The 24,876-nt window shown below is 64.4% G+C and carries 22 protein-coding genes; 8 read left to right on the top strand and 14 right to left on the bottom strand.

The annotated features are described in order from the left end of the window. Positions 1–107: 107 nt before the first annotated feature. Both LZC95_28650 and LZC95_28645 read right to left on the bottom strand, forming a co-directional pair. A complete protein-coding gene (locus tag LZC95_28650) occupies positions 108–1,034 on the bottom strand; it encodes a phosphatase PAP2 family protein (protein WXA90421.1) in 927 nt (308 codons plus the stop codon). Positions 1,035–1,132: 98 nt separating this feature from the next. Then, the gene (locus LZC95_28645; protein ID WXA90420.1) at positions 1,133–1,300 is read right to left on the bottom strand and encodes a DUF1328 domain-containing protein; all 168 of its coding nucleotides are present in this window, start codon (positions 1,298–1,300) and stop codon (positions 1,133–1,135) included. Positions 1,301–1,515: 215 nt separating this feature from the next. Between LZC95_28645 and LZC95_28640 the strand changes: the two genes are divergently transcribed. The 3 genes from LZC95_28640 (at position 1,516) to LZC95_28630 (ending at position 6,711) form a co-directional block, all read left to right on the top strand. Beyond that, positions 1,516–2,736, top strand: coding sequence for a serine/threonine protein kinase (locus LZC95_28640; protein WXA90419.1), 1,221 nt, complete (start codon positions 1,516–1,518; stop codon positions 2,734–2,736). 347 nt (positions 2,737–3,083) lie between these two features. Then, positions 3,084–6,044: a carboxypeptidase regulatory-like domain-containing protein gene (locus tag LZC95_28635; protein WXA90418.1), complete on the top strand. Its 2,961-nt coding sequence runs from the start codon at positions 3,084–3,086 to the stop codon at positions 6,042–6,044. Positions 6,045–6,066: 22 nt separating this feature from the next. Beyond that, positions 6,067–6,711 (top strand): YdeI/OmpD-associated family protein, encoded by a 645-nt coding sequence (locus tag LZC95_28630; GenBank protein ID WXA90417.1) that lies wholly within the window; start codon positions 6,067–6,069, stop codon positions 6,709–6,711. Here the strand turns inward: LZC95_28630 and LZC95_28625 are convergent. Then, positions 6,674–7,552 carry an arginase family protein gene (locus LZC95_28625; protein ID WXA90416.1) on the bottom strand — a complete coding sequence of 293 codons (879 nt, stop codon included), beginning with the start codon at positions 7,550–7,552 and terminating at the stop codon, positions 6,674–6,676. The genes LZC95_28630 and LZC95_28625 overlap by 38 nt on opposite strands. 95 nt (positions 7,553–7,647) lie before the next feature. On the opposite strand from LZC95_28625, the gene LZC95_28620 reads away from it, so the two are divergent. Further along, the gene (locus LZC95_28620) at positions 7,648–9,537 is read left to right on the top strand and encodes a beta-lactamase family protein (protein WXA90415.1); all 1,890 of its coding nucleotides are present in this window, start codon (positions 7,648–7,650) and stop codon (positions 9,535–9,537) included. Positions 9,538–9,548: 11 nt separating this feature from the next. Here the strand turns inward: LZC95_28620 and LZC95_28615 are convergent, their stop codons facing one another. Continuing rightward, complete coding sequence (locus LZC95_28615) at positions 9,549–10,589, bottom strand: zinc-dependent alcohol dehydrogenase family protein (GenBank protein WXA90414.1); 1,041 nt, start codon at positions 10,587–10,589, stop codon at positions 9,549–9,551. A 51-nt stretch (positions 10,590–10,640) separates the two neighbouring features. Beyond that, positions 10,641–11,534 (bottom strand): LysR family transcriptional regulator, encoded by an 894-nt coding sequence (locus tag LZC95_28610; protein WXA90413.1) that lies wholly within the window; start codon positions 11,532–11,534, stop codon positions 10,641–10,643. 95 nt (positions 11,535–11,629) lie between these two features. Between LZC95_28610 and LZC95_28605 the strand changes: the two genes are divergently transcribed. Next, a complete protein-coding gene (locus LZC95_28605) occupies positions 11,630–12,499 on the top strand; it encodes an NmrA family NAD(P)-binding protein (protein WXA90412.1) in 870 nt (289 codons plus the stop codon). 24 nt (positions 12,500–12,523) lie between these two features. Here the strand turns inward: LZC95_28605 and LZC95_28600 are convergent, their stop codons facing one another. The 7 genes from LZC95_28600 to LZC95_28570 all read right to left on the bottom strand — a co-directional run bounded on the left by LZC95_28600 (position 12,524) and on the right by LZC95_28570 (position 19,610). Beyond that, a complete protein-coding gene (locus LZC95_28600; GenBank protein WXA90411.1) occupies positions 12,524–12,913 on the bottom strand; it encodes an Hsp20/alpha crystallin family protein in 390 nt (129 codons plus the stop codon). A 26-nt stretch (positions 12,914–12,939) separates the two neighbouring features. Further along, the gene (locus tag LZC95_28595; GenBank protein WXA90410.1) at positions 12,940–13,401 is read right to left on the bottom strand and encodes an Hsp20/alpha crystallin family protein; all 462 of its coding nucleotides are present in this window, start codon (positions 13,399–13,401) and stop codon (positions 12,940–12,942) included. A gap of 37 nt (positions 13,402–13,438) precedes the next feature. Further along, positions 13,439–13,642 carry a hypothetical protein gene (locus tag LZC95_28590; GenBank protein WXA90409.1) on the bottom strand — a complete coding sequence of 68 codons (204 nt, stop codon included), beginning with the start codon at positions 13,640–13,642 and terminating at the stop codon, positions 13,439–13,441. A gap of 125 nt (positions 13,643–13,767) precedes the next feature. Then, a complete protein-coding gene (locus LZC95_28585; protein WXA90408.1) occupies positions 13,768–14,382 on the bottom strand; it encodes a hypothetical protein in 615 nt (204 codons plus the stop codon). A 325-nt stretch (positions 14,383–14,707) separates the two neighbouring features. After that, entirely contained in the window at positions 14,708–15,859 is a 1,152-nt protein-coding gene (locus LZC95_28580) for a hypothetical protein (GenBank protein ID WXA90407.1), read from the bottom strand. Between the two features lie 46 nt (positions 15,860–15,905). Then, positions 15,906–17,171, bottom strand: coding sequence for a hypothetical protein (locus tag LZC95_28575; GenBank protein ID WXA90406.1), 1,266 nt, complete (start codon positions 17,169–17,171; stop codon positions 15,906–15,908). A 147-nt stretch (positions 17,172–17,318) separates the two neighbouring features. Then, complete coding sequence (locus tag LZC95_28570; protein WXA90405.1) at positions 17,319–19,610, bottom strand: glycoside hydrolase family 3 C-terminal domain-containing protein; 2,292 nt, start codon at positions 19,608–19,610, stop codon at positions 17,319–17,321. Between the two features lie 210 nt (positions 19,611–19,820). On the opposite strand from LZC95_28570, the gene LZC95_28565 reads away from it, so the two are divergent. Genes LZC95_28565 through LZC95_28555 form a run of 3 tightly spaced genes read left to right on the top strand, consistent with a single transcriptional unit; the run spans position 19,821 to position 21,862 of the window. After that, positions 19,821–20,753 carry a hypothetical protein gene (locus LZC95_28565; GenBank protein ID WXA90404.1) on the top strand — a complete coding sequence of 311 codons (933 nt, stop codon included), beginning with the start codon at positions 19,821–19,823 and terminating at the stop codon, positions 20,751–20,753. Between the two features lie 18 nt (positions 20,754–20,771). Further along, the gene (locus LZC95_28560) at positions 20,772–21,536 is read left to right on the top strand and encodes a glutathione S-transferase family protein (protein WXA90403.1); all 765 of its coding nucleotides are present in this window, start codon (positions 20,772–20,774) and stop codon (positions 21,534–21,536) included. Then, positions 21,533–21,862 (top strand): type II toxin-antitoxin system PemK/MazF family toxin, encoded by a 330-nt coding sequence (locus LZC95_28555; protein WXA90402.1) that lies wholly within the window; start codon positions 21,533–21,535, stop codon positions 21,860–21,862. The genes LZC95_28560 and LZC95_28555 overlap by 4 nt, the downstream gene beginning before the upstream one ends. Here the strand turns inward: LZC95_28555 and LZC95_28550 are convergent. Both LZC95_28550 and vgrG read right to left on the bottom strand, forming a co-directional pair. After that, positions 21,852–22,592, bottom strand: a complete 741-nt coding sequence (locus LZC95_28550) for a hypothetical protein (GenBank protein ID WXA90401.1) — start codon at positions 22,590–22,592, stop codon at positions 21,852–21,854. The genes LZC95_28555 and LZC95_28550 overlap by 11 nt on opposite strands. 25 nt (positions 22,593–22,617) lie before the next feature. Further along, positions 22,618–24,852: a type VI secretion system tip protein VgrG gene (vgrG, locus tag LZC95_28545; GenBank protein WXA90400.1), complete on the bottom strand. Its 2,235-nt coding sequence runs from the start codon at positions 24,850–24,852 to the stop codon at positions 22,618–22,620. Positions 24,853–24,876: the final 24 nt, after the last annotated feature.

The raw sequence follows: 24,876 nt of genomic DNA, 5'->3' as shown, positions 1-24,876 counted from the left end.
AGACGTTTCTCGTAGGTTCGAGGGCGAATTCGCGCATCGAGAAAAGACGGCCGTCGGAGTTTACGGAATCGACGTAAACCCTCGTGGAGGCTCCGCCTCGATCCGCTTCAGAACGCCCCGCGGGCCACGAGGCTGGCGCCCGTGGTCGAGAATGACGGCATGAGCCGCACAGTCAGGGTGCGCGTGTCGTAGGCTGGCCAATGAAAGCTCGGCAGCACGGCGGCGACCGTGGTTCCGAATACCAGGCCGCTGCCGATGGCGGCCCATTCGATGGGGTGCACGGTGAGGGCGGCGCGATCGCGCATATGGGCGCGGGGGACGAGGATGCCGATGGCCGTTCCCACGACGGCGCCCAAGAGGACGTCGGAGGGAAAGTGTTGACCGGCACGAACGCGCTCCGTGGCCGTGGCGCTGGCGAGGGCCATTTCGACTCCCCAGACGACGGCGCGCAGTTCCGTATCCGAATTGCCGTACCCAAAGAGAAGGCCGCCGCTGACGGCCGCCGCAAAGGCATTGGTCGAATGACTCGAATAGAAAGAGAGGTACGCTTCGCCGCGGCGCGAGGCCGCGAAACCAAGGATCTCCCGATCGGTGGCGTAGGTATAAGGTCTCGGCCGTTGCACCGAGTACTTGGACAGCGCATTGAGGAAGATGCACAGGGAAAGGGCCTCCCCCGTGACGATGGTCTTCGGAAGCGCGTCGGGATCGCGGGTCAGCAGATTCGCGAACATGGGCGTCATGATGGTGCCCGCGAGGAGGAAATCGCTGATGATCGCGTGCGTCTTGGAAAAGGTTCCTCGCGTCGCCCCGTCGAAGGGGAGAAGCTCGCTGGTCCACCGCCGTCGTTCCACCGGAATTTGCGACACCAGCCAGGTGCCCGCGAGCGCCCCCGCGATGATGGCCGTGTCCGGCGCAGCCGAAAGGTCGACGCGCGGTTCGGATTGCGCTGCCGCAGGACGCGCAACGGCGTGCGCTAGGAACATGACGGCGGCGGCCGCTGCGCATCGCTTGCTCTTCCCGGTCGGGGTCGACATCGCATTCCACCCTAACGGGAAGTACGCGACGGATGAAGCTGCTCGATGCAGCGGGGGCCTTCTAGACCGCTGGGCGAGCGCGGCGGTTGGATGATCGGCTACAGCATGGGCCTGCGGCGACCCAAAAGCGCCGAGAGCAGAGCGAGCGCGAGAAAGACGAAGAAGAGCGCCTTTGCGACGCCCACCGCCTCCGCCGCGCCGCCGCCGAATCCGAGGATGGCGGCAACCACGGCCAAGATGGAGAAGACAGCCGTCCAGTGAGCCATCGTCGTTGCGACCTTTCTCCCGACCCCGTCTGCAGGTACGAGACTTCGCAATGCATATGCCATTCAAGCGTTTCGCCAGGCAAGTAAGAATGCGATGTGGCGGATTGCCTCGCGTGTGACGGTGTGTTCGGACCGCATGCCGCCCGAGACTCTCTCATGCGCGCGCGACGATGCGGTGATGAATGGGCACGGCCGTTGCTCGAGCGGCATGCACGATGACGACATGCGCATCTTCCTTCGAGCCGTTCTCGGGGGCGGTGATCAACGACAATCTCCGCCTGGAGCGCCCGATTGCAAAGGGCGGCATGGGCAGCGTGTGGCTTGCGCGCCATACCGCGCTCGATTTGCCGGTGGCCTTGAAGTTCATGTCCCAGGCCATTTTTCGGGACGAGCCCAATGCCGTGGAGCGCTTTACGCGCGAGGCGCGTGCGGCTGCGCAGTTGCGCCACCCGAACGTGGTCCGCATCTTCGATTTCCGATTTCCGACGCCCTCGGACGAACCGCCGTACATGGTGATGGAGTTGCTCGAAGGTGAGGATCTGGAACGCTACATCCGCCGAGTTGGCCCGCTGGATATCGGTGAGGCGGTGGCGATTTTTCGCGCCATCGCGAGCGTGCTGGAGACAGCGCACGAGCGCGGCATCGTGCACCGCGATATCAAGCCGGAGAACGTCTTCCTCGAAGGCCCCGAGCACACCGTGAAGGTGCTCGACTTCGGTGTGGCCATGGTGCAACAGGGGCGCGATGACATCGCAGCCGAAGAGGAAGGCAAGATGTGCGGCACGCCTTGCTTCATGAGCCCGGAGCAATTCACCGACGCGGGCGATGTCGACCATCGGTGCGATCTCTGGGCGCTCGCCGTCGTCGCCTACGAGATGCTGACCGGCAGCTTGCCCTTCGCCGGTGGCACCATGAGCGCCATCTTCCTTGCTGCGGCGCGCGGGCGGTACACGCCGCCCAGTCAGGTGCGGCCGGAGCTCGGGCCGGCTGTCGACGCATGGTTCCGCAAGGCCTTTGCGATCCGAATCCAACACCGCTTCGCCTCCGCACGCGAGCTCGCCGATTCCTTCGTACGCGCCGTCGCCACGTCGCGGCGTGCCCCGGCACCTCGCAACGCGGTCGCATCATGGAACCGTTGGCCCGCCGTTTTCGTGGGCCTTCTCGGCGGCGCGCTCGCCACCCTCGTGTTCACGGGGAATTTGCGCTTTACGCCGGCACCGGTTGCCGCGAGCCCCGCATCGCCCCCGCCCGTGGTGATTGTGCCACCACCGGTGGAATTACCCGCGCCGTCTGCGTCGTGCAGCGCTCCGACGCCGCCTCCAGCGCGCAGCGCGACCAAAGCTCCCGTCGTCAAGAGCCGTCCCGTTGCTGCTGCAGCGGCCAAGGTCGCCACGGAAAACGAAGAAGAGACGGCGGACGACGACGACACCTTGTGAGTCAGTGAACATTCGCCTCGATCCAACGATGGATCCGCTCTTCGACGTCGTCGGAGTTGCTGTCCATCATGAGCATATGCGAATTGCCTTGAATGCCCAATTCGGGCAAGTAAGACCATGTGCTCTTCGAGCCAAGGCGAGGAGTGCCTCGTGGTATTTCAAGTTCGTCGGTGCGTGCGCAGCATGGAGCTGTCTTACGCCGACCGCGAGGTCAAGTCGACCGCGAACGATTTCGTCCCATACGCGGATTGCCTCGCCGTGGCGCGTCGTTCTTTGCTCATGATCGTCCGAAGAGCCCATCGTGTGCGCGAAAATCGCGCGCGCGGGCTGCACCGAAGTGGCCATTGATGCGTCCTTTCTTCGACATGATGCGCGCATCGCCGACCCGACGGCTTTCCTGGATATTGCTGGCGCTCGTCCTCGCAGGATTCGCATGGCTGGCGCTTCGCCACCGTCTGGCCCGCGGGGTTGCGGCTGCAGCGGACGCAGCGGCCGTCGAGCCATCTGCGGGTTCGCAACTGGGCCTTCCCGATGAACCGAGCAGCGACGCCACCTTGCCTCGCGCCACCCTTGCGGGCAAAGTCACCGATCCGGCCTCGAAGCCGATACAAGGCGCTTCGGTTTGCGCGTTTGCACGGTCGGAGCGCCTCGTTTCGGCCGAAACACGTATTCCTCGTTGTGCGACGAGCGGCGCCGACGGGCGATATCGCATCGAGGGGCTTCTCGTGGCCGGATACGAAATCAGCGCAACGGCGCCGCGCTATCAACCAGCCCGATGGCGAAATCCCACGACGGACGCGCGTACTCTGGAATTGCGAACCGGTGAAACGCGCGAGGGCGTCGATCTCGTTCTTCTTCCGGGCGGCGTCGAGGTGCGCGGTCGAGTCAATGATATCGCCGGCGGAATCGTCACCGGTGCAGTGGTCACCATTGGCAACGAAGCGGTCGCCGAGACGGATATCAAAGGCGAATGGCAGGCCTGGGTCGCTCCGGGAGAGATCCAAGTGCACGCCACGGCAACGGGGTATGCGGAAGGCTCCGCGGAGGGAATGGCCCCGGGTCAATTCATCGAAGTATGGCTGACGCCCGAATCGGTGCTGGAAGGGCGGGTCGTGGAGGCCGGTACGGATACCCCGGTTGCGGGGGCGCGTGTCTCGGCGTATCCAGCGACGGCGCTCACCGATGCCGAAGGGCATTTTCGCCTTTCGGGGCTCGGGCCCGGGCGCTACAAGCCGGAGGCAAGGAGCGCACATCGCTGGGGAATCGCAGCCGAGAGCGTTCTTCTCGGTGTAGGAGAGTCCTCGAGCGAGGTGACCATCGAGTTGCATCCGGCGTTCACGGTGAGTGGCCGCATCGGGATCACCGACAGCAAGGCTCCGGCCTGCAGCGAAGGCTCCCTGGATCTCGTCGAGGTCACGACGGGCGAGCGACGCGGCGCGAAGCCGGACCAAGATGGGCGCGTGCGCATCGAAGGCGTGCTCCCGGGCCACTACGACGTGGCCATCACATGCCCCGATGCCGCGCTCGAAGACACCTATCCGCCGATCACGGTGGCCGCCGAGGACGTAACGGGTGTGACGTGGACGGTGCAAACGGGGTTTACCGTCCAAGGCAAAGTCGTCGATGCCACGGGCCAGCCCGTTGCTGGGGCCACCGTGTTGGCGGGGACGATTGGCGAAGGGCGCGACCCGCGGGCACGAGTCGCCTGGAGAGAAATGCGAACCGAGAAGGATGGTGCGTTTCGCCTGCGGGGCCTCCCGGCGGCGACGTATCGGGTGCAGGTCGACGATCACGGAACCACGCCGATGAAGGATCCCGTGGAGGTCAAGGTCCATCGAAACATCGATGCCCTTCGCATCGTGCTTCCGGCCAGCGGGACCATCGAGGGGACCGTCGTGGATGCCACCGGGGTGCCCGTCCCGAAGCTACGTGTCGAAGCGCAGGGCGATCGTTTCGATCGCAGGGGCGATACACTGGCCCTGGACGATGGGACCTTCGTGCTGAAGGGGTTGCCCCCGGGTGAATACCGTCTGCAGGCCACGAACCGTTCGTGGGCGGTGATTCGAGCGCCAGGGACGAAGGACGATGACGTGCAGGGCGTCGTGGTGACCGTGCGCGCACGAAGCTCGACGCGCGCAAAGCTCGTGGTGGAGGCCCAGCGCGGTGAGATCCGCGGGCGTGTCGTGGATGACGGCGGACAACCGGTGACCGATGCCTTCATCGAGGCTGCGCGCGAATCGGACAGTGCGGGCAAGTCCGCTGGCGACGCGGAGCGCGAGACGCGGTGGGGGTGGGACCGCGAGAGCCCTCCGCTGACGGATCTCGACGGCAAGTTCACCGTGAAGAAGCTGTCCCCCGGCACGTACACGGTGCGCGCCCATCGAAAGGGCGGCGGCGAGGCGGTGACCGAGCACGTGCAGGTAGGAAGCCATGTTACCCTGACGATTCGCCGCGCGGGATCGATCGCGGGAACGGTCTCCGGTGCCCGAGGGAGAAGCCCCGAGCGGTTTACCGTGGCGGTTGTCGACAAGAAAAAAGCTTTCGTGCGGGAGGAGTCCTTCTTCCGGACCGATGGCAAATTCAAACTTCGTGATTTGCCACCCGGCGATTTCGAGGTTTCTGCCGAGGCCTCGGAGGGGCGGGCCCTCGCACAGGTTCCGCTCGCGCAAGGCGAAAAGTACGATGGACTCGCGCTGACCCTCGAAGAAGGCGCATCGCTCCGCGGCCGCGTCCTGAGCTTCGACACCGGCCAGCCGGTCGCAGGGATGGTCGTGTTCGTGGAGTCCGCGAAGGGCACCAATGGACGACCGATGGGCATGCCCGACGAGGGGAATCGAAAAAATGTGACCGATACCGATGGCCGCTTCGAGATCCAACATTGTCCCCCCGGCCGTGTCATGCTGCTTGCCTTTCCCAGTGATTACGCTGCATCCGAGTACGGCTTTGCGCACGTGCCGCTGACACTCCAGAGCGGAATGGCCAACGAAGCACCTCCGCTCCGCGTTCCCCGTCGGAGGACGAAGGGACTCGGCAGAGGAGGCGATCTCGGTTTCATGACCCAGGAGATGCCTCCCGACTCCGACCTCGAACAAACCCGATTCATCGTCAGCGCCGTTCGCCCCCATGGTCCGGCCGCGAAGGCCGGGCTTACCGTCGGCGACGAAATCGTCTCCGTCGAGGGGCAGGATGTGGTGGGTGCCCTTGGATATCTGTATCATACACTCACGGAAACGCCGGAGGGCGCCTCGGTGACACTCGGCCTACGGCGCGGAGCCTCGATCGTCATCCGAGCGGAGAAGCCTCTTTGATTGGGCTAGAGTCTCTTCTGGAATGAAAGAACGAGCGAGTGACGACGGGCCGATTCTCTTCGCGCGCCCCAAACAATGGGAGGCTTGGCTGGCGAAGCACCACGCCTCGTCGGCGGGTATTTGGGTTCGATTGGCGAAAAAGGACAGTGGGATCGAATCCATGACGCGGCCGCAAGCGGTGGAGGGCGCTCTGGCGTGGGGCTGGATCGATGGGCAAGCCATGCCGGGTGACGAGACCTCGTGGCTGCAGCGGTTTACACCGCGTCGTCCGCGCAGCCCGTGGTCCAAGATCAACCGGGACAAGGCCGAGGCGCTCATCGCGAGTGGGAAGATGAAAGCTCCGGGCCTCGCGGAAGTGGAACGCGCCAAGGCCGACGGCCGATGGGACGCCGCCTACGATTCGCCGCGCAATGCGTCCGTGCCCGACGATCTCGCGCGTGCCTTGGCGGCGAATGCCCGGGCGGCGAAATTTTTCGAGACCATCGATTCGGCCAATCGATATGCCATTTTGTACCGCGTGCAAGCCGCCAAGAAGCCTGAAACGCGGGCGTCGCGCATTGCCCAGTTCGTCGAGATGCTCGCCAAGCACGAGACGATTCACGCGCCCAGGGCCAAGAAGGCCGCGAAGGCTACGAAGGCCCCAGCGCGCCGGCCAGCACCTCGGTGAGCCCGCGCCCCGAGGAGCCATCTTCGTCCAAGGCCGGATTGTAAATGGCCACTTCCAGCCCGACGCACCATCCGCTCGCCAAGGCCATGGACAGAACGGTCTCCAGCTCGTTCCACTGCAGTCCACCGGGCATGCGGTAATCCACCGCCGGCATGATGGCGTCGTCCAGGCAATCGGCATCGACGTGAACGAAGAATCCATCGAGCTCGGGGCGTGCGACGTGCTCGATGGCCATGCGTGCAGCCGATTCGATGCCCAGCCGTCGTACGGCCTCGAGATCGACGGCACGCAAAGCAGAGGGCAGGGGCTGACAGCCGTATTGCCTTTGATCCTCGGCATCGCGAAAGCCGAAGACGACCGCATCCTCGTTGCGCACCAGCGGCCCGCGTCCTTCGAGATCCGTCAGCAACGCTGGCCCATGCCCCGTGGCCAGCGCCAAGTCCATATCGGCCGCCTCGCCCGTGGGACTTGCCTCGGGCTGATAGAAGTCCGCATGGCCATCGATGAACAAGAGCCCATAGCGGCCACGCCGTTTGAGCGCCAAGGTCGAGCCGAGCACGATGGAGCAATCGCCGCCCAACACCAGCGGGAATTCGCCCGCGTCCATCACTTTCCCGACGGCATCGGCCAGCCGCGGAGACCATTCGGCAATGGCACGCGCGTTGAGGACGCTCGTTTCAGGATCGCGCTCGGTGCGGTACGGCGGCGTGTCCAGCCGCGAGGCCTTGCGGGCATGGATTCGCTCGGCCAGACCATGCGAGAGCAATCGCTCGGGCAACTTCTCCACACCGCTGGGCCTCAGCCCTAAAATGGATGGGGCTTCGATGATGGCGTACGGCATGCCCGGCATTCCGAAGCAAATGCTGCACCCAATGGGGATGCACCCCATGTAGGCACGTCTGAAATTTTGCCGTAGTGTTCGCCGAAGCTATCGATATGCGCGCTACGGAAAAGATTTCGACCCCAACACTGCTCCTCGTCCTTTTCCTTTCAGCGTGCACGGCCCCGCCCAGGGCAGCGCCTTCGGGCATCTCGGCCGCGAGCGTCGCGTCCTCACGACCGTCGGAGAAGATCGCGCAGGTCGAGCACGGGTTGCTCCCACCGGTCCGCATCCAAGGCGAGACCGTGCCGTGGTCCATCGAAGAGCGCATGCGGGCGTACCGCGTTCCCGGTCTGGTCGTAGCCGTGTTCGAAGATTATCGCGTCGCGTGGACCAAGGCCTATGGGGCGGCGGACGTGTCCACGGGCGCGCGCATGACGGAAGATACCTTGATGCAATGTGGTTCCATCAGCAAATCCGTTGCGGCAGCCGTGGCGCTGGAGGAGGTTCGCGCGGGCAAGCTTTCGCTCGACGCGGACATCAACACGGCGCTGAAAAGCTGGAAGGTCCCTGAAAGCGAACTCGCGCGGCGGACACCCGTCACATTGCGGCGGCTTTTGAGCCACACGGCCGGTATTACCGTGCACGGTTTTCCCGGATATGCCACCGACGAGGGGGTGCCCTCGTTGCGCCAGGTTTTGGACGGACAAGGACCCGCCAATACACCCGCCATCGTGGTCGACCTTCTGCCGGGTTCGAAGTTTCGTTACTCGGGCGGAGGGATCAGCATCGTTCAGCAGGCGGTGCTCGATGTCGAGGGCGGGCAGCCCTATCCGCGCATTGCCGCGGAACGTGTGCTCGGTCCGTGGGGGATGACCCACAGCACCTACGAACAGCCGCTGCCATCGGAGCGTCTCGCCTTCGCATCGGCAGGTCACATGTTTGGGAAACCGATTCCCGGAAAGCGCAATACGTATCCAGAAATGGGGGCGGCCGGACTGTGGACCACCGCGGGCGATCTCTCGCGTTTCTTCATTGAGATTCAGCGCGCGCTGGGCGGGCGTGAATCGCACGCGTCGAAAGAGATCGCGACCCTCATGACGACGAGGGTCGCCGAGGTGGGGCCCGTTCAGGACGTCTCGCTGGGCACGTTCATTTCGAAAAAGGGCGATGCGGAGTACTTTGGTCACGGCGGTTCGAACTTGGGATTCGAGGCCACCGCGCTCGCCCGCAAGGGCAAGGGGTATGGCGCCGTCATCATGGCCAACTCCAACGGGAGCGAATTGCTCTTCGACGAACTGCTCCGCGCCATCGCGCATGAGTACCGATGGGAAGGGTACGACGAGGCGCCGGTCGAGCGGAAAACGCTCGATATTGCGCGCGTGACGCCCTTCGTGGGGCGCTGGACGGACGGTGGGGCACTGGCCTTCGAGCTCGCGGTTCGCGATGGTCGCTTCGAGCGTCGATTCCCCATGCACGATCCCGAGGAGCTCGTTCCCACGGGGGACGGCCACTTCGTCGGCCGTGAGAGCGGCACCCGCCTCAGGCTGACGGCGGACAATTCCGTCGAGCTCGGGGACGAGAAATCGCCGCGACGCCTTTCGCGCGTGACGAGCGATGCTGCGACGCCGATTTTCCTGCTGGAAACCCCAGACCGGTTCGATGACGCGGTTGCAGCGTTCCGCAAGCGGCTTTCTGCCGATCCGAAAGATGTCGCAGCGTCGGAGCGGACCTTGGACGGCATCGGTTGGAATCTGCTCGGCAAACAGCACGACGCGGCCGCGATTCGCGTTGCGCGCCTTCGCGCAGCGGTCCATTCGGACTCGCCGGCGGCGTACGAGGATCTCGGAGAGATGTACGCGTGGATGGGGCAACGCGCACAAGCGACGGAGGCATACCGTTTCGCCATTGCGGTGATGAATCGCAGCGCGCTGGCGACCGCCGCCGAGAAAGCCGCATTCGCGGCGCGCATGGAGAAGAAAATCCGCCGCGCCGCGCCGCCGTGATCCAGGCTGCACTAAAGACGCGTGATCACGGTGATGCCCGTACCCTGGAATCGGTCCATTTGCACGAGGGCGTCCACGGCATCGTCCAAACTGATTTCGCTTCCAATGAGCTTTCGCGGGGCGAGCCTTCCGGTCTCGATCATGCTCAGCATGGCCTCGTAACGGAAGGCTTGCATGCCGTGGCTGCCAAGGATTTGCAGCTCGTGGGCAAGGACTTTGTCCATGGGGATGCGTGGGTGCGCGTGGTCGTCGACCATGAGGCCGACTTGCAAGTGACGGCCACGGCGCCGCAAGTTGGCAATGGAGTTGAAGCACGTGGCCGGGTGCCCGAGGGCGTCCATGGAGACGTGTGCGCCGCCGCCGGTGATCTCTTTGACCGCGCCAACGATGTCGGTGGTGGTCTGGGCGTTGATGGTGGCGTGTGCGCCGATGCTGCGGGCAAACTCCAGCTTTTCATCGGTGACGTCGATGGCCACGACGTGGGCGCCCATCGCCGCGGCGATCATGATGGCCGAAAGGCCGATGCCGCCGCAGCCGTGAATGGCAACCCATTCGCCGGGCTGAACGCGCGCTTGGTCGACGATGGCTCGAAACGAGGTGACGAAACGGCATCCGAGGGAGGCCGCGGTGGTGAAGTCGAGCCAATCGGGTAGGGCGACGAGGTTCGTGTCCGCGTAGTCGATGGCGACGTATTCGGCGAAGGAGCCCCACCCGGTGAATCCGGGCTGAAATTGCTTTTCGCAAACCTGATGATTGCCGGTTCGACATTCGAAGCAATCGCCACATCCTCCGACGAAGGGCACCGTCACGCGATCGCCCACACGCCATCGTCGCACGTCGCGGCCGACGGCTTGGATGGTGCCAGCCAGCTCGTGCCCTGGGACGTGGGGCAGCACGATATCGGCGTCGTGCCCCATCCAGCCGTGCCAATCGCTTCGGCATAGTCCCGTGGCCCCCACCCGGACGACCACGCCGCGCGGCGACGGCGTGGGATCGGCAAGCGTCTCGAGGCGCGGCGGCTGACGGAACTGCTCGAAGTAGATGGCTCTCATGAGGCCATGGTATGCGAAGTGCTGTCGCCCGGGTGGCTGGCCAGCGCCCTTTCACCAACGTTCGCGCTTCAACTGGGCGGCGAGGAACTCGGTGAAGAGACGCGTTTTGGCCAGCGGCGCTTGGCTCGCCGGCGACACGGCATGGATGGGGATGGTCGGCAGCTCGTAGTCGACGAGCACCAATTCGAGGGCTCCCTCATCGACGAATTTGCGGATCTGCCAAAGCGGGCCGAACCCGAGGCCAAGCCCGTGCACCGCTGCCGCATGTGCGGCCGCGGATCCATCGACCCGAAAGCGCCCATCGACCTTGACCGTGGTCGCTTTCCCACCGATGCGAAAGCGCCATTGATGGGCCTGGCGATCCACCGTTCGTATTACGCACTGATGGTGCGCGAGATCCCGCGGGTGCTTCGGCTTCCCATGCTTGGCGAAGTAGCGCGGTGCACCGTAGACGACCGCGCGAAGGCTGCCGAGGCGCCGCGCCCGCAAATCGGAATCGGGCATCTCGCCGATCCGGATGGCCAGGTCGAAGCCCTCTTCCACCAGGTCGACGTACCTCTCCGAGAGCACGAGCTCGACCTCGATTTTCGGGTGCCTATCCATGAAGGCTGCAATCGCCGGCACCAGGTAAATGGGCGCGAAGAGCACCGAGGAGCTGATACGCAAGACACCCGACACCTCGTTCCGGCGGTGGATCGCATCGAGTTTTGCTGCGTGGATCTCGGCCAGGGCGGGTTTGACCCTGCGATAGAAGGCGAGGCCTTCCTCCGTGGGTGTCGATTGCCGCGTCGTGCGGTGCACGAGCTCGACCCCGAGACGTCCCTCCAAGGCCGTAAGCGAGCGGCTGATCGATTGCAACGAGCGTCGCTGGGCACGGGCGGCCGCCGTGAGGCTCCCTTTGTCCACCACCGCCAAGAAGGCTTCCAGGTCGTCGATTCGGTCCACGATGATTCTTCCGAAGATCGGAAGACAATATCGCAAAATCGACTCATTGTATCGAAGATCGGCCAAGCCTATGGAACCAAGGAACGAAGGAGGCGATGATGTCCAATCCGATTGTCCTGGTCGTGGGGGCTGCTGGTCGATTTGCGGGGTTGTTGGTCCCGGAGCTCGTACGGCGCGGCGCTACCGTGCGTGCGCTGGTGCGGAACGATGCCAATGCCGCCGTGGCGCGCAGGGCTGGCGCCGCCGAAGTCGCCCTTGGCGATCTGCGCGACGCGCGCAGCCTCGAAGCGGCGGCCCGCGGGGTTCACGGCGTATTTCACATTGGCCCGGCCTTCGCGCCCGACGAATCCGAGCTGGGACTGCGCATGGTGGACACGGCGAGGCGAGCCGGCGCGCGAAGGTTCGTCTTTTCGAGCGTGATGCATCCGACCAACGGCCGCTTGGGCACCCACGCCATGAAGCAGCCCGTCGAGGAGGCGCTCTTCGGCTCGGGGCTCCAGTACACGATTTTGCAGCCGACGAATTTCTACCAGAACATCGAGGCCGCATGGCCTGCCGTGCTCGCCCACGGCGTGTTCGCCGAGCCCTTCGCGAAGTCGGCCAACGTCGCGCGCATCGACTACCGTGACGTCGCCGAGGTCGCCGCCAAGGCACTCACCGAGGACCATCTCGCATATGGCACCTTCGAGCTATGCGGCGAAGAGAAGCTCACGCGCGAAGACATCGTCGCCATCATGGGCGAGGTGCTCGGCCGACCCATTGCCGCGGCCGAGCCGAGCTTCGAGGAATGGAGGACGATGGCGAACCCTCCTTACGACGAGCGTCAGCTCGGCTCGTTGGCGAACATCTTTGCCTATTACAACGAGCACGGCGTGCGCGGAAACAGCACCGTATTGCGAACCTTGTTGGGGCGCTCGCCGCGAACGATGCGCGCGTACGTCGGCGAGCTGGCCCGCTCGAGGTAGTCTGGATCGTACTTTCGCCCGCCGTCAGCCGGCCTTGACCTCGATGCGACGCGGCTTGAGCGTTTCCGACTTGGGCAGGTGGATCTGCAGGACGCCGTCGACGAACTTGGCTGCGATCTTCGCACCGTCGATGCCCTGCGGAATGGCGAAGGTGCGGTGGTAATCGCGCGGCTGAAATTCGCCCGCGAGTAGAACGCCCGGCGCGTCGAGCGGAGGCCGGCGCCCAGAAATGGTGAGCTTGCCCTGATCCAGATGCACATTCACACCGTCGGCCGTGGCGCCGGGCATTTCCGCGAGAAGGAGGACTTCATCCTTGTTCTCGAAAACGTCGACGCGCGCGGCGACTGTGGCGTGTTGTTGAATGGGGTCCGTCGTGTGTCGTGGGCGCTGCGCGAGATTCTGACTCGTATTCATGACTGTGTTCCTCCTTCCTTTGGCGATCACTGCGCTTGAACGGTGATTTGACGGGGTTGCGCTTCCGGAGCCTTGGGCATCGTGACGGTCAGAACACCGTCTTTGATGGTGGCGGTGATGCGCTCCGCATCCACCTTGGAGGGCACGCTGAAGCTGCGCAGGAACTTCACCTCCCCGCGCTCCTGGCGGTGCGCCGTGTAGCCTTCCGGCACGACGGACTTGCGTTCCCCGCCGATGGATAGGGTGCCGTTGCTGATGTGGATCTGCAGGTCTTTCTCGCTCACGCCCGGTACGTCGGCTTTGACGACGAGGTTCGCGCCAGCGTCGTACAGATTCACCAGCGGCCACGTGGAGGACGCGAGGGACGTGGACGGCCAGCGCGGGTCGTCCCACGAGCCATCGAACTCGCTCCAGAGGCGGTCCATGCGGCGCCTCAGCTCGTCGAACGTGGTGAGTGTTTTGTCGAAATCTCCGAACCCGGTAAACATGATGAACCTCCTCTCTGATTGGAAATGACAATGGGCACTACGCCGGCAAGTGGCGGCGCCAGATGTACTTGGAGAGAGCTTCCGGTTGCTCGAGCAGCGAACGCAATCCAATGTCGTCGTCCTGCGTCTCTTCGCGAAGGTACGGCTTGATCTCCGGCATGATCGCCAAGGGGTCTGCCGGCTCGTCATCCGGAAGCTCGTCGAGTGATGCCAATTCGTCCCAAGGATCTCTTGTACGCATGCACGCCTCCTCAAGCCCGTGGCTTGCGTTGACGGACACGGTGAGAACCGTGAATCCACGAACTGGATAAGCACGCGCCGAAGCGGGTCAAGACCCCGCGTTCGCGGTGCAAGGAGGCTCAACCGTTACTGCTTGGGGGTGAGCACGATCTCCGGTGCGGGCAGGCCTTTCAGCCCCGGCTGAGCCTGCAGAAAGGCGGTGATCTGGGAGACGTTTTTCGGGCTGGCCGAGGACCAGTACTTCCCCGTCTGGCCGAGCGCGCAGGCGCTGGCCTTGTACCTTGGGGTGACCACGACGTACGGGAAGGCCGAGACGCCGGAGGGCGGCTGGATGCAGTGGCAGAACACGCCGTTGGGCGTCAGCTCGCAGGGCTGGCCGAGGCACCAGGCCCATTGCGGCGTTTGCGTCTTGGCATTGGTGCATTCTTGGTAGCTGTCCACGGGGTGATATCGGGATTGCAATTTGTCTCCCTCCTGCGGCTTGCATCCCGAATCGTACGCGGTGGCCGAATACCGATTGTCGGCAAAGCATTTGCACAAGTAGCCGTCCTTCTCCGGTTCGCATGATGCGATGGTGCAATTGGCAAAATTGGAAGGAGGGCAATATGCGAATTTGGGGCCGGCATCGCCGGATAGCGTCGCGGCCGATGGGGTGGTCTCCGTCGTCGTTTGCGACGAACCGCACGCGAAGGCCATGGCGGCGGCCACGGCAATCCACAGGAAGACTGCTTTACGAATCATGTTTTCCCCTCCGGGTGCTCGAGCGAAATCGCCCAGCGTAGGTTACGCGTTTAATATCACGCGTCCCACCGGGAAGTTGCCCCTCGAGCACCGAAGATAGTGCAGCGCGGCCGGCCGGCGCGAGCACACGCGTGCAATATCGATGTGCGCAGCCGCACGGATCCGCGCGGGCGCATCATTTGCGCCTACGCCGATGGATAGGAAGAGCAGCAATACCCACGACCCATCGATGCGATATTTGCACGCCAACCGAAGTAGCCATTGGGATCCCGTTCGATCCGCACATCGCTCAGGGCGGCAGCGGTGTATTCCGGCATACACGGAACTAGTGCGTTATTCCGATGATTGCGGGTGGGTCGATTTCGACGCCAGTCAATACGGGCGACGTGCCCTGGGGTACGTTGATCAAGATGCGGCCCACTGCCCCGCCGCCTCCGCCCGCGCCGGAGCTTTGGTTGGGAGGCATGGGAGGTTGGCTGGTCTGCCCATTCTCTCCTGCGGTGGGCGGGCTCGCACCGGTTCCACCGCGGCCACCCGAACCGCCATAGAGCAGAACGCTGCCGCCCCAAACGACAGGGCCTCCCGGGCCGCCGTTTCCGCCGCGCGCGAGGATCTTTCCACCCGATGCCGTGACCTTCGCAGCTTCGATGAGGATCATGCCGCCTGCGCCTCCTCCCGCGCCACCACCAGCCCACTCGGGGCTGTAGTCCCCGTGGCCGCCGTCGGAGCCCGTGGCGTTGATCGTGCCCGCGCTCGCGAGGTCTCCGCACGCGACGATCTGCATGGCCGCGCCCGGTGCTCCCGGGATCGCGAGGGGTGATGTAGGCCGCGCAGCGGGTCCACCGGCACCGCCGTAGCCTCCCCCAATGAGCTGGCGCCCTGTCGGATCGCCATATTGGGGACCACCGGCGCCTCCCGAGTTGCCTCCTGGAGCCCCTGCGGAGGTCATCTGCCCGCCTCCACCGCCACCGGTCGCACCCGAGCTGCCCTTCGTGCCATTTCCTCGCGCATCCGCGCCTGGTCGCGGTTCGACCCCGAGAGCCTCTCCCGGCCAAGTCAGGGCGAGCTCGCCGCCGGATTCGAGGGTGAAGGACTTGGTGGCCACGATGGCCCCCGCCCGACTTCCCTCGTTGGCGACATAGGTGCCCGCGATCTTGATCGTCGAATAAATCCGAACACAGATGTCCTGGAGGCCCGGGCCCTGCGGAATCACGCGATCGCAGTCCTGGTCGGTATTCATGCTCACCGATTGGCCGGCGGGCACCGTGAGATCCGTGGTCGTCGCCGTATTGCAAATATCGGCCGGCAGATTCGATGGCTGGAACACGACAGGACCTGCGCCGGAGTCCTCGAGCCCATTCAAGGTCCCCTCGTGGCTCTTTTGCGAACCACTGTCCCCGCAGGCCACCATGATGCCGAGCACGATGAGTCCTGCGGGAACGACCATGCTTCTTTCAATCCGCGGATACGATTTCATGTTGCGAATGCCTTTCGTCGTCCAGTCGTGCGCCACGCTGGTGCAATCAGTTCGTCGTACCGATCACCGCGGGCGGATCGATTTCGACGCCGGTCAGCACGGGCGACGTGCCTCGGGGCACGTTGATTAGAATGCGTCCCACTGCGCCTCCGCCTCCGCCTGCACCCGAGTACTTGCCCGGGGGCATCGGGTCGTGCGTGACCTTCGCGTTTTCGCCCTCGGTGGGCGGGCTCGCACCGGTCCCGCCCTGGCCACCCGCCCCGCCGTACAGGAGAATGTCGACACCGTAAAGGACGGCGCCGCCGGCTCCGCCCTGACCTCCGCGCGCGAGGATCTTTCCACCCGATGCCGTGACCTTCGTGGCCTCGATGAGGATCATGCCGCCCGCGCCCCCTCCGGCGCCACCGCCTCCGTACTCCGGGGCGTAGTTCCCAACTGCACCTCCGGAACCCGAGGCGTCCATCGTGCCGGCGACCGTCATCTCTCCGCAGGAGACGAACTGCATGGCCGCGCCCGGGCCGCCCGGGGGCACGGGATCCTGTTGAGGCCGCGCGGATTCTCCACCGTAGCCACCGAAGCCTCCTCCAATGAGTTGCCTCGATGTCGGATCCCCATATTGGGGTCCCCCGGCGCCTCCCGAGCTTCCTCCTCGAGCTCCCGGCGAGGTCACTTGTCCGCCGCCTCCGCCGCCGCTCACGCCGGAGCCTTTGCTGCCGCTTCCTCGGAGATCCGCTCCGGGTGACCAAATCAGAATGTTGGGGCCGGGGTGCACCATGTCGATCTTCCCGCTCGATTCGAGGGTGAACGACTTGGTGGCCACGATGGCCGCCGCCCGTCTTCCGCCGTTCGCAAGGTACCTACCCGCGATTTTAACCGTGGAATAGATGCGAACGCAGATCTCCTGCAGGTCGGGCCCTTGCGGAATCACGAGGTCGCAGTCCCGATCGGGATCGATGCCCGCCGTCTCGTTGGCGGCTACGACGAGCTCCTTGCTCGTTGCGGTGTCGCAAATGCCAGCCGGTAGATTCGAGGGCCTGAACACGACGGGGCCACTGTCCGGCGGCTCCGTGGGCGCATCTTGCGCGGCGTCCGTTCGGGCATCGGGCCCGGCATCCGGCGGTGCGCAATCCAGCTGCTCCGCGTCCGGCGCTGCAGCGTCGGGCTGGCGGACATCGGCTCGGCCGGAATCCTCGAGCCCGTTCAAGGGGCCCTCCTGAGCCTTCTGCGAGTCACTGCCCCGGCAGGCCACCATGATGCCGACCACGATGAGCCCTGCGGGAACGACGAGCCTTCCTTTGATCAGGTGATTCATTCTCGAATGCCCCTTTACCTAGGAATTGGGAAGGGAAGGGGCAATCCGTCACGCCCATGCGCGGTTTTCTCGCAGAAAACCGCGCACGCGTGTATCACGGTGTACCAATCGAGTTGGTACACCGTATCGCGTTCGTCGGCTCTCGCGTCAGCGCGCGAATCGGAACCAGTTGATGTTCACGAAATCGCCGCCCGGCCCGGTGAAGGTGATGTACACCGTGTGCCGGCCCGTGGCGGAGGCGGTGAGGTTCGCGGTGGCGCTCGTCCAGCTTTGCCAGCCGCCCGTGCCCGAAACCGCCGTGCTGGCGATGACCGGGCCCGTGGCGCTGTCGAGGCGGTATTGCAACGTTCCGCTGCCCGCGCCCGACGCGAGCCGCGTGGTGACGGAGACGGCGCTCGTGGCTCCGAAGTCTACGTTTGCGTAATACACGGAGTCACCGGGGTTGATGTATCCGATGTTCTGCCCGCCGCCCGTGTCGGTCGTCGTCTCGGTCTGAATGCCCGACTGCCCGTCGAACGACTCCGCCTGGATCGTATCGTACGGATTGCGCGAGGGCGGCGCGCCGTACGTGAGGCCGAATCCAAAGGGAAAGAGGGAAGGCTTGCCATCGCCGTCGTTGATCGGTTGTTGGCTGGCCGACTGCATCCAGGTCATGGGCAGCTTGCCGGTGGGCGCGTAATCGCCATAGAGCACGTCGGCCACGCCCGCACCCTCGGTGCCGGGAAGCCACGCAGCCACGAGGCCATTCCAATTGGGTACTTGCGAAGCGATGTCCAGCGGCCTGCCCGACACCAAGACGACCACCACCGGCACCCCGCTGTTTCGCAGCGTGTTGATGGTGTTCAAATCCGCGGAGTCGAGGCCCATGTCGTTGGGGCGATCACCTGCACCCTCCGCGTACGGCGTCTCTCCCACGACGGCAATGGCCACTTTGTACGAGCTGTCGATTCCCGAGCCGCTCTGATTGTACGTCACCGTGGTGCCCGCGCCGGCGCCGTTGCGGATACCCTGCAGGATGGTCGTCCCGGTGGTGATGTTGCCGCTGCTGCCCTGCCACGAAATGGTCCACCCGCCGCTCTGATTGCCAATGTTGTCGGCGCTCTTGCCGGCGACGAAAATCTTGTTGTTCGCCTTGGCCAGCGGCAGAACGTTGCCCGCGTTCTTGAGCAGCACCATCGATTCGCGCACGGCCTGCCGCGCGATCGAACGGTGCGCGGCGTTGCCCACCGTGCCCGTATAGCTGCGATCGGTGAGCGGCTTTTCGAAAATGCCGAGCTCGAACTTCTTCGTCAAAATGCGGCGGTTCGCATCGTCGATGCGCGACATGGGCACCCGGCCGGCCTGCACCTCGGAGCGCAAGGTGGAGATGAACTCCCGCCAAGCCGTCGGTACCATCACCATGTCGATGCCGGCGTTGATCGCCTGGCGCACCTCGGCCGCGGTGAAGCCCGCCTGCCCGTCGATTTGATCGATACCATTGTAGTCGGAAACGACGAATCCGCTGAATCCGAGTTCGTTCTTCAGTACATTGGTAATCAAATATTGCTGGCCGTGCATCTTGGCCCCGTTCCAACTGCTGTAGCTGATCATGACCGAGCCCACCCCGCGCGCGATGGCTTCGCGGAAGGGCGGCAGGTGGATGGCCCTCAGATCGGCCTCATTGAGCTGCGTGTTGCCCTGATCGGTGCCGTTGGTGGTGCCTCCGTCGCCGACATAGTGCTTGGCCGTCGCGAGCACCGAGCCGGACGCGCTCAGCGAGCTACCTTGCAGGCCGGTGATGAACGCGGCCATCTGCGAGGGCAGCTCGGGCTTTTCGCCGAACGACTCGTAGGTGCGACCCCAGCGATCGTTGCGCGCGACGCAGAGGCACGGTGCGAAGTCCCAATCGATGCCGGTGCCGGAGACCTCCTCGGCCACCGCGCGGCCAATCTGCTGCGCCAAGTTGGCATTGCGCGTCGCCCCCAGGCCGATGTTGTGCGGGAAAATCGTCGCGCCGAATACGTTGTTGTGCCCGTGCACGGCGTCGATGCCGTACAACAGCGGGATACCAAGGCGGGTGTTGGTGGCCGCGTTCTGGTAGGCGTCGTACATGTTCGCCCAGCTCGTGGCATTGTTCGGCGAGGGCGCGGAGCCTCCGCCCGAGAGCACGGAGCCAATGTAGAAATTGGTGACGTCGGCGTTGCTGACGGAAGCTCGCTCGGGCTGGGTCATCTGGCCGAGTTTCTCGTCCAGGGTCATCTTCGCGAGAATTTGACTGACCCGCGTGGCCACGGGCAGCGACGGATCCGGATAGGGTTCGTGGGCGAGCAACGCCTGCGGGGCGGGCGGCGCATTTTCCGGTGCATCGGATGGATCGTGCGAGTCGGTACTCACCGCACAGGCCGTAGCCAACATGGTCATCCACCCTGCAAAAACGACATTCGGTGCCGTCAGCCTCATTGGTGTCTCCATTGTTCTTGGCGAAATGCCGCGCGAATGATGATCGCCATCATTGTCTCAGTCAAGCAGCTTCTGTCCGCTTGGGCCATGGCCTTTCGAACCACCATGTCGTGGATGTCACGGGCGCGCGCGCGGAGTAGGAGTGGAGCGCGGGATTCGACGGCGGCACCCGAATTGCTCGAGGGCCGCATCTCTTTCAAGGAGTTCGATATGCCTTCCTTTCGTGCATTTTACGCCATTTTTGCCGTTACCTCGCTTGCCGCGTGTGGCGGCACCGAGTCGAATGATCCGCCGAAGAACGAAGAGAAAGACCTTGCCGCCTACACGCCGTTGCATCGTTCGACCAGCAACACGGCAAACCTGACGTGCGACGGGGCGGAGCCCACGACCGGGCCTGGCGCGGCATCGGGCGAAGAGCTCATGGAGCGCCTCGATGGCATTTGGTTGCGTTGCAGCAGCAAGGATTCGCCCTTCGACGGCGCGGCCGGCGTCGAAATCGACATGGAAGGGCGCGCGTTTTCCTTGAAGCGCAATGCCGCGGGGAAACTCGAGCGCGTCACCGGTTTCGCCAATGAGAGCTTTTTTGCGCCCCAATTGAACGGCGACCGCTGGTGGGCCTACCAGTCGCGCGGGGATGGCGGCACCTACCCGCGGAGCATTTCGTTCTCCGCATCGCGCAATACGTGGAAGTCCGAATTTCCTTATGGCCAAGACATGTTCGTTCGCTCGACGGAGGCCGTCGAGGCGCCGCCCACCGGCAAGCCTGGAGCACGCCTCGGCGAGGCCGGATGCTCGCTGCCGGAGGCCGGTGTTTTCCCGCCCCGCCCCACCGTGGAGCAATTCAAAGAGCGACTTCAAGGTCGCTGGATCGCGTGCGGTGCGCGTTTCCACGACGATGCCGTCGGATTCGAATTCGCGGGCATGGATTGGTTTGCGCTCGAAAAAGACGCGAGCGGCGCCTTGGTTCGCTCCACGCGGGCCGATCGCCACGGGACGATGCACTACGAGATCAACACCTCGCCGACCATGTACACCTCGGAGGGCCGTATGAACCCGACGCCCATCGCCGTGAGCACGGCCCCCGTCAAGCTGCAAATCTCCAACTACGGCAAGGGACCGTACGTGTATTCCGCACTTCCCTGAGGGTATGCTTGGGGATCGATGGCGACGCTCGTCACGATCCCCTTCAGTCACTTTTGCGAGAAGGCCCGGTGGGCGCTCGACTACACGGGATGCGACTACGTGGAGGAGGGGCATGCGCCGGTGCTGCATCGCCTCGCGGTCTGGCGTGCCACGAGCCCGCGCACTTCGGTGCCGGTGCTCGTGGACGGGGACCGCGTTTTCGCCGATTCGACGGACATCCTGGCCCACGCGGACACGTTGGCGGGCCCCGAAAGGAAATTGTACCCGGAGGATGCCGTGCGGCGTGCGGAGGTGCAGTCCTTGGAGGACGATTTCGACGAGCGCCTCGGGCCGCACATTCGCCGGGTGATCTATTTCTATCTCCTGCCGAATCCCGACATGGCGCGCAAGCTCATGGACCGCGGGACGCCGCCGTGGGAGCAGGCTGCATTGCGGTGGCTGTTCCCCGCGGTGCGTTTGACGATGAACCGATTCATGAACATCGACGCGCGCACCGCTACGCAGTCACGCGACGAGGTGCTCCGCGTATTCGACGACGTCGAGCGGCGCCTCGAGGACGGGCGGCCGTACCTCACGGGCGATCGCTTCACCGCGGCGGATCTCACCTTTGCCGCGCTCGCCGGGGTGAGCGTGTTCCCGCCGGAGTCGGAAAAAGCCTATCCGTCCATCGATTCGCTTGGCCCGGTGCCGCAAGATGCCCTCGATCTGGTTCGCGAGACGCAGGGACGCCCCGCGGGGGCCTTCGTGCGCCGCATTTATCGCGAGCACCGCGGGCGCGCATGAAGATTCACCGCGGGGACATCTTCTGGATCCCGAGCTACGCCCACCCGTACGTCGTGGTGCAGGACGACTGGTTCAACCAGTCGCGCATCGCGACCGTGATCGTCTGCGCCCTGACCTCGAACTTGCACCGGGCGAACGAGCCGGGGAACGTTCTTCTCGAGCCAGGCGAGGGGAATTTGCCAAAGCAGAGCGTCGTGGTCGTGTCGCAGATCGAGTCCATCGCGAAGTCCAGCTTGGGCGAGCGAATTGGTTCAATCACTCAACCACGGGTGGAGCAGATCCTCGACGGCCTGCGCTTTCAGCAGGCGTCGTTCTTCAGGGACTGAGCTCGTACGACGCGAACGTGGCCGATCCGGCGTAGTGCTTTCGCACGAATAGGAATCCGCCCGCGGTGTCGAACGAAAGCTTCGAAATGGCCGGGCCCATGCTGGTTTGCTCACCGAACTCGAATTTGGCGCGTATATAATCGATGAACGCGGGCGTTTTGCTCGCGGTGACGCTCGCCGTCAGCAGCTCGCCCGAGCGCTCGTCGACCCAGGCCGAGCCATTCATTCGATTTTCGGCGGGGACCTTGGCGTGGAAAAAGACGCGCATGTGCGTGGGATCGTGCGCGTCGACGTCGCCGACCCAGAAGTCGTAGTTCGTCTGCTCGCTTGCGAGAAAAGGCATATGGACCTCGTCGCGGGACTGGCGAGCCTTGCGCGGCTCCCGTGCGCGTTCGGCGGCGCGCTTTTTCGCCTCCTCGGTTTTGTCCTGCCCGTCCTCGACGTATTTGAGGATCTCCACCTTGCTGCGATCGCCTTGCATCGTCACGCGGGCCGTTCCTTCTTTGTTGTCCATGTGGCCCGTCACGGTGAACGAGGCTTTGCCCATCATCGCCTCGAACTGCGCCGATGTTCGTGCGAGCTTCGCGAGGAGCTCCGCGGGTACCGGCCGCGGCGCCGCTTCATCGGCCTGGAGCTCTGCCGGCAAGAACGCAGCAAAACCGGTTATCAAGACAAGGGTAAGCGCGCTTCGCATGCCCGCAGCATGCGCGCCACGAATGGCGCGTGCCATCGCCTACACATTTCTTCACAGAGCCTCAAGAGTTGAGTTTGACCGTTCCCCCGGTCACCTTGGCCACACCCGCCGCGTTCATGTGGGCGTCGCCCGCCAAGGTCAAGGTGGCGCCGCTTCCGTCCAGCGACACGTTGGGGGCGGTCACGGTGACCCCGCCCGACGTGATGCTCAGCGAGACGCCGCCGACATTGAGGGTAATGCTAGCCCCCGCATCGATGGTGACATTGACCGCGTGCAGAGACAGATCGGCCGCCGAGGAAATGCTGATCGCGCCCGTTGCGGTCTGGCTCAAAGCTCCTTGGACCGTGGAGGAATCGCTTCCCTGGACCGACTTCGTGCGGCTGCCCGACACATTGATGGTTTGGTTCGCACTCACGGAGATCGTCTGATTCGCCCCCGAGGAAATCGACTGATCGGCACCCGAGGAGAGCGTCTGTTTCGCGCCCGCGGAATGCGTTTGATCGACGGCGGCCGACAAAGATTGATTCGCGCCCGCGGAGTGCGATTGATCGGCACCCGCGGAAAACGATTGGTTCGCGCCCGCGGAGTGCGTCTGGTTCGCGCCGACCGTCGTGGTTTCATTCGCCCCGACCGTCACCGTATTGTTCGCGCCGATGGTGCTCGTTCGATTCGCGCCCACCGTGCTCGTTTTGTTCGAGCCAATGCTTTCGGTGTGCGCATCCAGGACGGTGATGTCCATGTTCTTCTGCGCGTGGATGTAAATCTTCTCCTGGCCGGCGTGGTTGTCTTGCGTAATCTCGTTGAAGCCGGCGCCGCCGGGAACGCTCTTCGTTTTCCACGTACTGTTGGCCACGTCCGCCGGCATCTTGTACGGCTGGGTGTCGACTCCGTTGTACACGGCGCCGATGACCACGGGCCGATCGATGTCGCCATCGATGAAGTCCACCAGCACCTCGGCACCGACTTTGTGCGCCTGCCAAAAGCCCTCGTCGAAGTGGGCGACGGGGGTCATCATGCGGATCCAGCAGGAGCTGTTCTCGTCGTTTTTGCCGTCGCGGTCCCAGTGAAATTGCACCTTGATGCGGCCGTACTCGTCGACGAACGGGTCGCCGTTGGTGGGGCCCACCACCCGCGCGCTCTCCAACCGTGAGCGGGGCTTCGGCAGGTGCGGCGGATGGATGGTCACCTCGGCCGGCACCGCCTCGAACGCGGTGAGCTCCTCACTGGCCTTGCCGGCGATGCTTCCTCCCACGCCACTCGGGCCATTCGCGCCAATCGAGCGCACGCCGTGCACTTTTCCCGCGACGGACACCTGCGTGAGAAGGAGTTTGCGGTTGAACGCCGCATCGCGATGGCCGTGGAGGGTGAACGTCTTGCCCGGAAAGAACCGAAGCATCGACGCAGTGCCATTCAGTGTGAACGAATCGGAGCGCTCCTGGGCGAGCCGCAATTGCGCGCGCCTCTCGGCGAGCTGGTGCAAATCGCGGAATCCGGCGGCATAGCCGCGCCGCTCCCGGCGGGCGTGGCCCGTGCTCGCATCGACCTGGGCCCGTCCCTTCAGCCGCGTCGCCGGCGTCCGAAAATCGTAATCGCGATGTTCGACGGCGCCCGTCCGCACGCGCTGGGCGCGCTGAATGCGGCTCACGTGCTCACCGGAGATCGCACCGCTGTCGTGGTGAAAGTCGACATCGGCGTCATTCGCCAGATCGGTGAACCCATCGCGGCGGTTCGTGAAGACGAGCGTCATGGCATCCGCCGTTCGCTCGAAGTAATAGTGAAGCCCCTCGTGGGCCGCGAGGCGCGCGAGAAAGTCGAGATCCGTCTCGTCGGCCTGCACCGTGTACTCGTGCGTGGGCAGGGGCGGGTAGACGTGCCAGACGGTCTGGATACCCTCAGGGCGCACGATTTCGCGGATGATCTGCTCCACGGTCATCTGCTGGAAGATGCGATATCCGCCGGAGTAGCGCAGGCTTGCCAGGTGCGGTTCGATCACCACGACGGTGGAGGCGCGGTTGTCTCCTACGTAGGCGCCATCCGGCACGACCTCGGTGACGATTCCGTGAACGACCAGCTCCGTCGTCCCGCCCCGCGCCACGGAGAATGACGCATCGCGCCCGAGGGCCATCTCGAGATCCTGCACGTCCTCCGGCTCGGTGATGACCGCGATCGTGTAGGAAAACAGCGAAGAAAGCCGCTCATATCCTTCGAACGAGGCAACGGTGAGGGTTGATTCATCGACGTCCGCAATCTGCAATCGGCAGCGCAGGTCGTCGTAGTTGCCCACGAGCGACGGCATCGCAACATCCATTGCACTCGAACA

The sequence above is a fragment of the Sorangiineae bacterium MSr12523 genome, assembly GCA_037157775.1.
GTDB lineage: Bacteria > Myxococcota_A > Polyangia > Polyangiales > Polyangiaceae > Pendulispora > Pendulispora brunnea.
The sequence above is the reverse complement of the archived record's forward strand: the minus strand, read 5'-3'. Positions and strand labels throughout refer to the sequence as shown.

What these genes read in the sequence shown, in the direction of transcription:
- LZC95_28650 (WXA90421.1), bottom strand. Translation starts at nt 1,034, where the DNA reads ATGTCGACCCCGACCGGGAAGAGCAAGCGATGCGCAGCGGCCGCCGCC.
- LZC95_28645 (WXA90420.1), bottom strand. Translation starts at nt 1,300, where the DNA reads ATGGCTCACTGGACGGCTGTCTTCTCCATCTTGGCCGTGGTTGCCGCC.
- LZC95_28640 (WXA90419.1), top strand. Translation starts at nt 1,516, where the DNA reads ATGACGACATGCGCATCTTCCTTCGAGCCGTTCTCGGGGGCGGTGATC.
- LZC95_28635 (WXA90418.1), top strand. Translation starts at nt 3,084, where the DNA reads ATGCGTCCTTTCTTCGACATGATGCGCGCATCGCCGACCCGACGGCTT.
- LZC95_28630 (WXA90417.1), top strand. Translation starts at nt 6,067, where the DNA reads ATGAAAGAACGAGCGAGTGACGACGGGCCGATTCTCTTCGCGCGCCCC.
- LZC95_28625 (WXA90416.1), bottom strand. Translation starts at nt 7,552, where the DNA reads ATGCCGTACGCCATCATCGAAGCCCCATCCATTTTAGGGCTGAGGCCC.
- LZC95_28620 (WXA90415.1), top strand. Translation starts at nt 7,648, where the DNA reads ATGCGCGCTACGGAAAAGATTTCGACCCCAACACTGCTCCTCGTCCTT.
- LZC95_28615 (WXA90414.1), bottom strand. Translation starts at nt 10,589, where the DNA reads ATGAGAGCCATCTACTTCGAGCAGTTCCGTCAGCCGCCGCGCCTCGAG.
- LZC95_28605 (WXA90412.1), top strand. Translation starts at nt 11,630, where the DNA reads ATGATGTCCAATCCGATTGTCCTGGTCGTGGGGGCTGCTGGTCGATTT.
- LZC95_28600 (WXA90411.1), bottom strand. Translation starts at nt 12,913, where the DNA reads ATGAATACGAGTCAGAATCTCGCGCAGCGCCCACGACACACGACGGAC.
- LZC95_28595 (WXA90410.1), bottom strand. Translation starts at nt 13,401, where the DNA reads ATGTTTACCGGGTTCGGAGATTTCGACAAAACACTCACCACGTTCGAC.
- LZC95_28590 (WXA90409.1), bottom strand. Translation starts at nt 13,642, where the DNA reads ATGCGTACAAGAGATCCTTGGGACGAATTGGCATCACTCGACGAGCTT.
- LZC95_28585 (WXA90408.1), bottom strand. Translation starts at nt 14,382, where the DNA reads ATGATTCGTAAAGCAGTCTTCCTGTGGATTGCCGTGGCCGCCGCCATG.
- LZC95_28580 (WXA90407.1), bottom strand. Translation starts at nt 15,859, where the DNA reads ATGAAATCGTATCCGCGGATTGAAAGAAGCATGGTCGTTCCCGCAGGA.
- LZC95_28575 (WXA90406.1), bottom strand. Translation starts at nt 17,171, where the DNA reads ATGAATCACCTGATCAAAGGAAGGCTCGTCGTTCCCGCAGGGCTCATC.
- LZC95_28570 (WXA90405.1), bottom strand. Translation starts at nt 19,610, where the DNA reads ATGAGGCTGACGGCACCGAATGTCGTTTTTGCAGGGTGGATGACCATG.
- LZC95_28565 (WXA90404.1), top strand. Translation starts at nt 19,821, where the DNA reads ATGCCTTCCTTTCGTGCATTTTACGCCATTTTTGCCGTTACCTCGCTT.
- LZC95_28560 (WXA90403.1), top strand. Translation starts at nt 20,772, where the DNA reads ATGGCGACGCTCGTCACGATCCCCTTCAGTCACTTTTGCGAGAAGGCC.
- LZC95_28555 (WXA90402.1), top strand. Translation starts at nt 21,533, where the DNA reads ATGAAGATTCACCGCGGGGACATCTTCTGGATCCCGAGCTACGCCCAC.
- LZC95_28550 (WXA90401.1), bottom strand. Translation starts at nt 22,592, where the DNA reads ATGGCACGCGCCATTCGTGGCGCGCATGCTGCGGGCATGCGAAGCGCG.
- vgrG (WXA90400.1), bottom strand. Translation starts at nt 24,852, where the DNA reads ATGCCGTCGCTCGTGGGCAACTACGACGACCTGCGCTGCCGATTGCAG.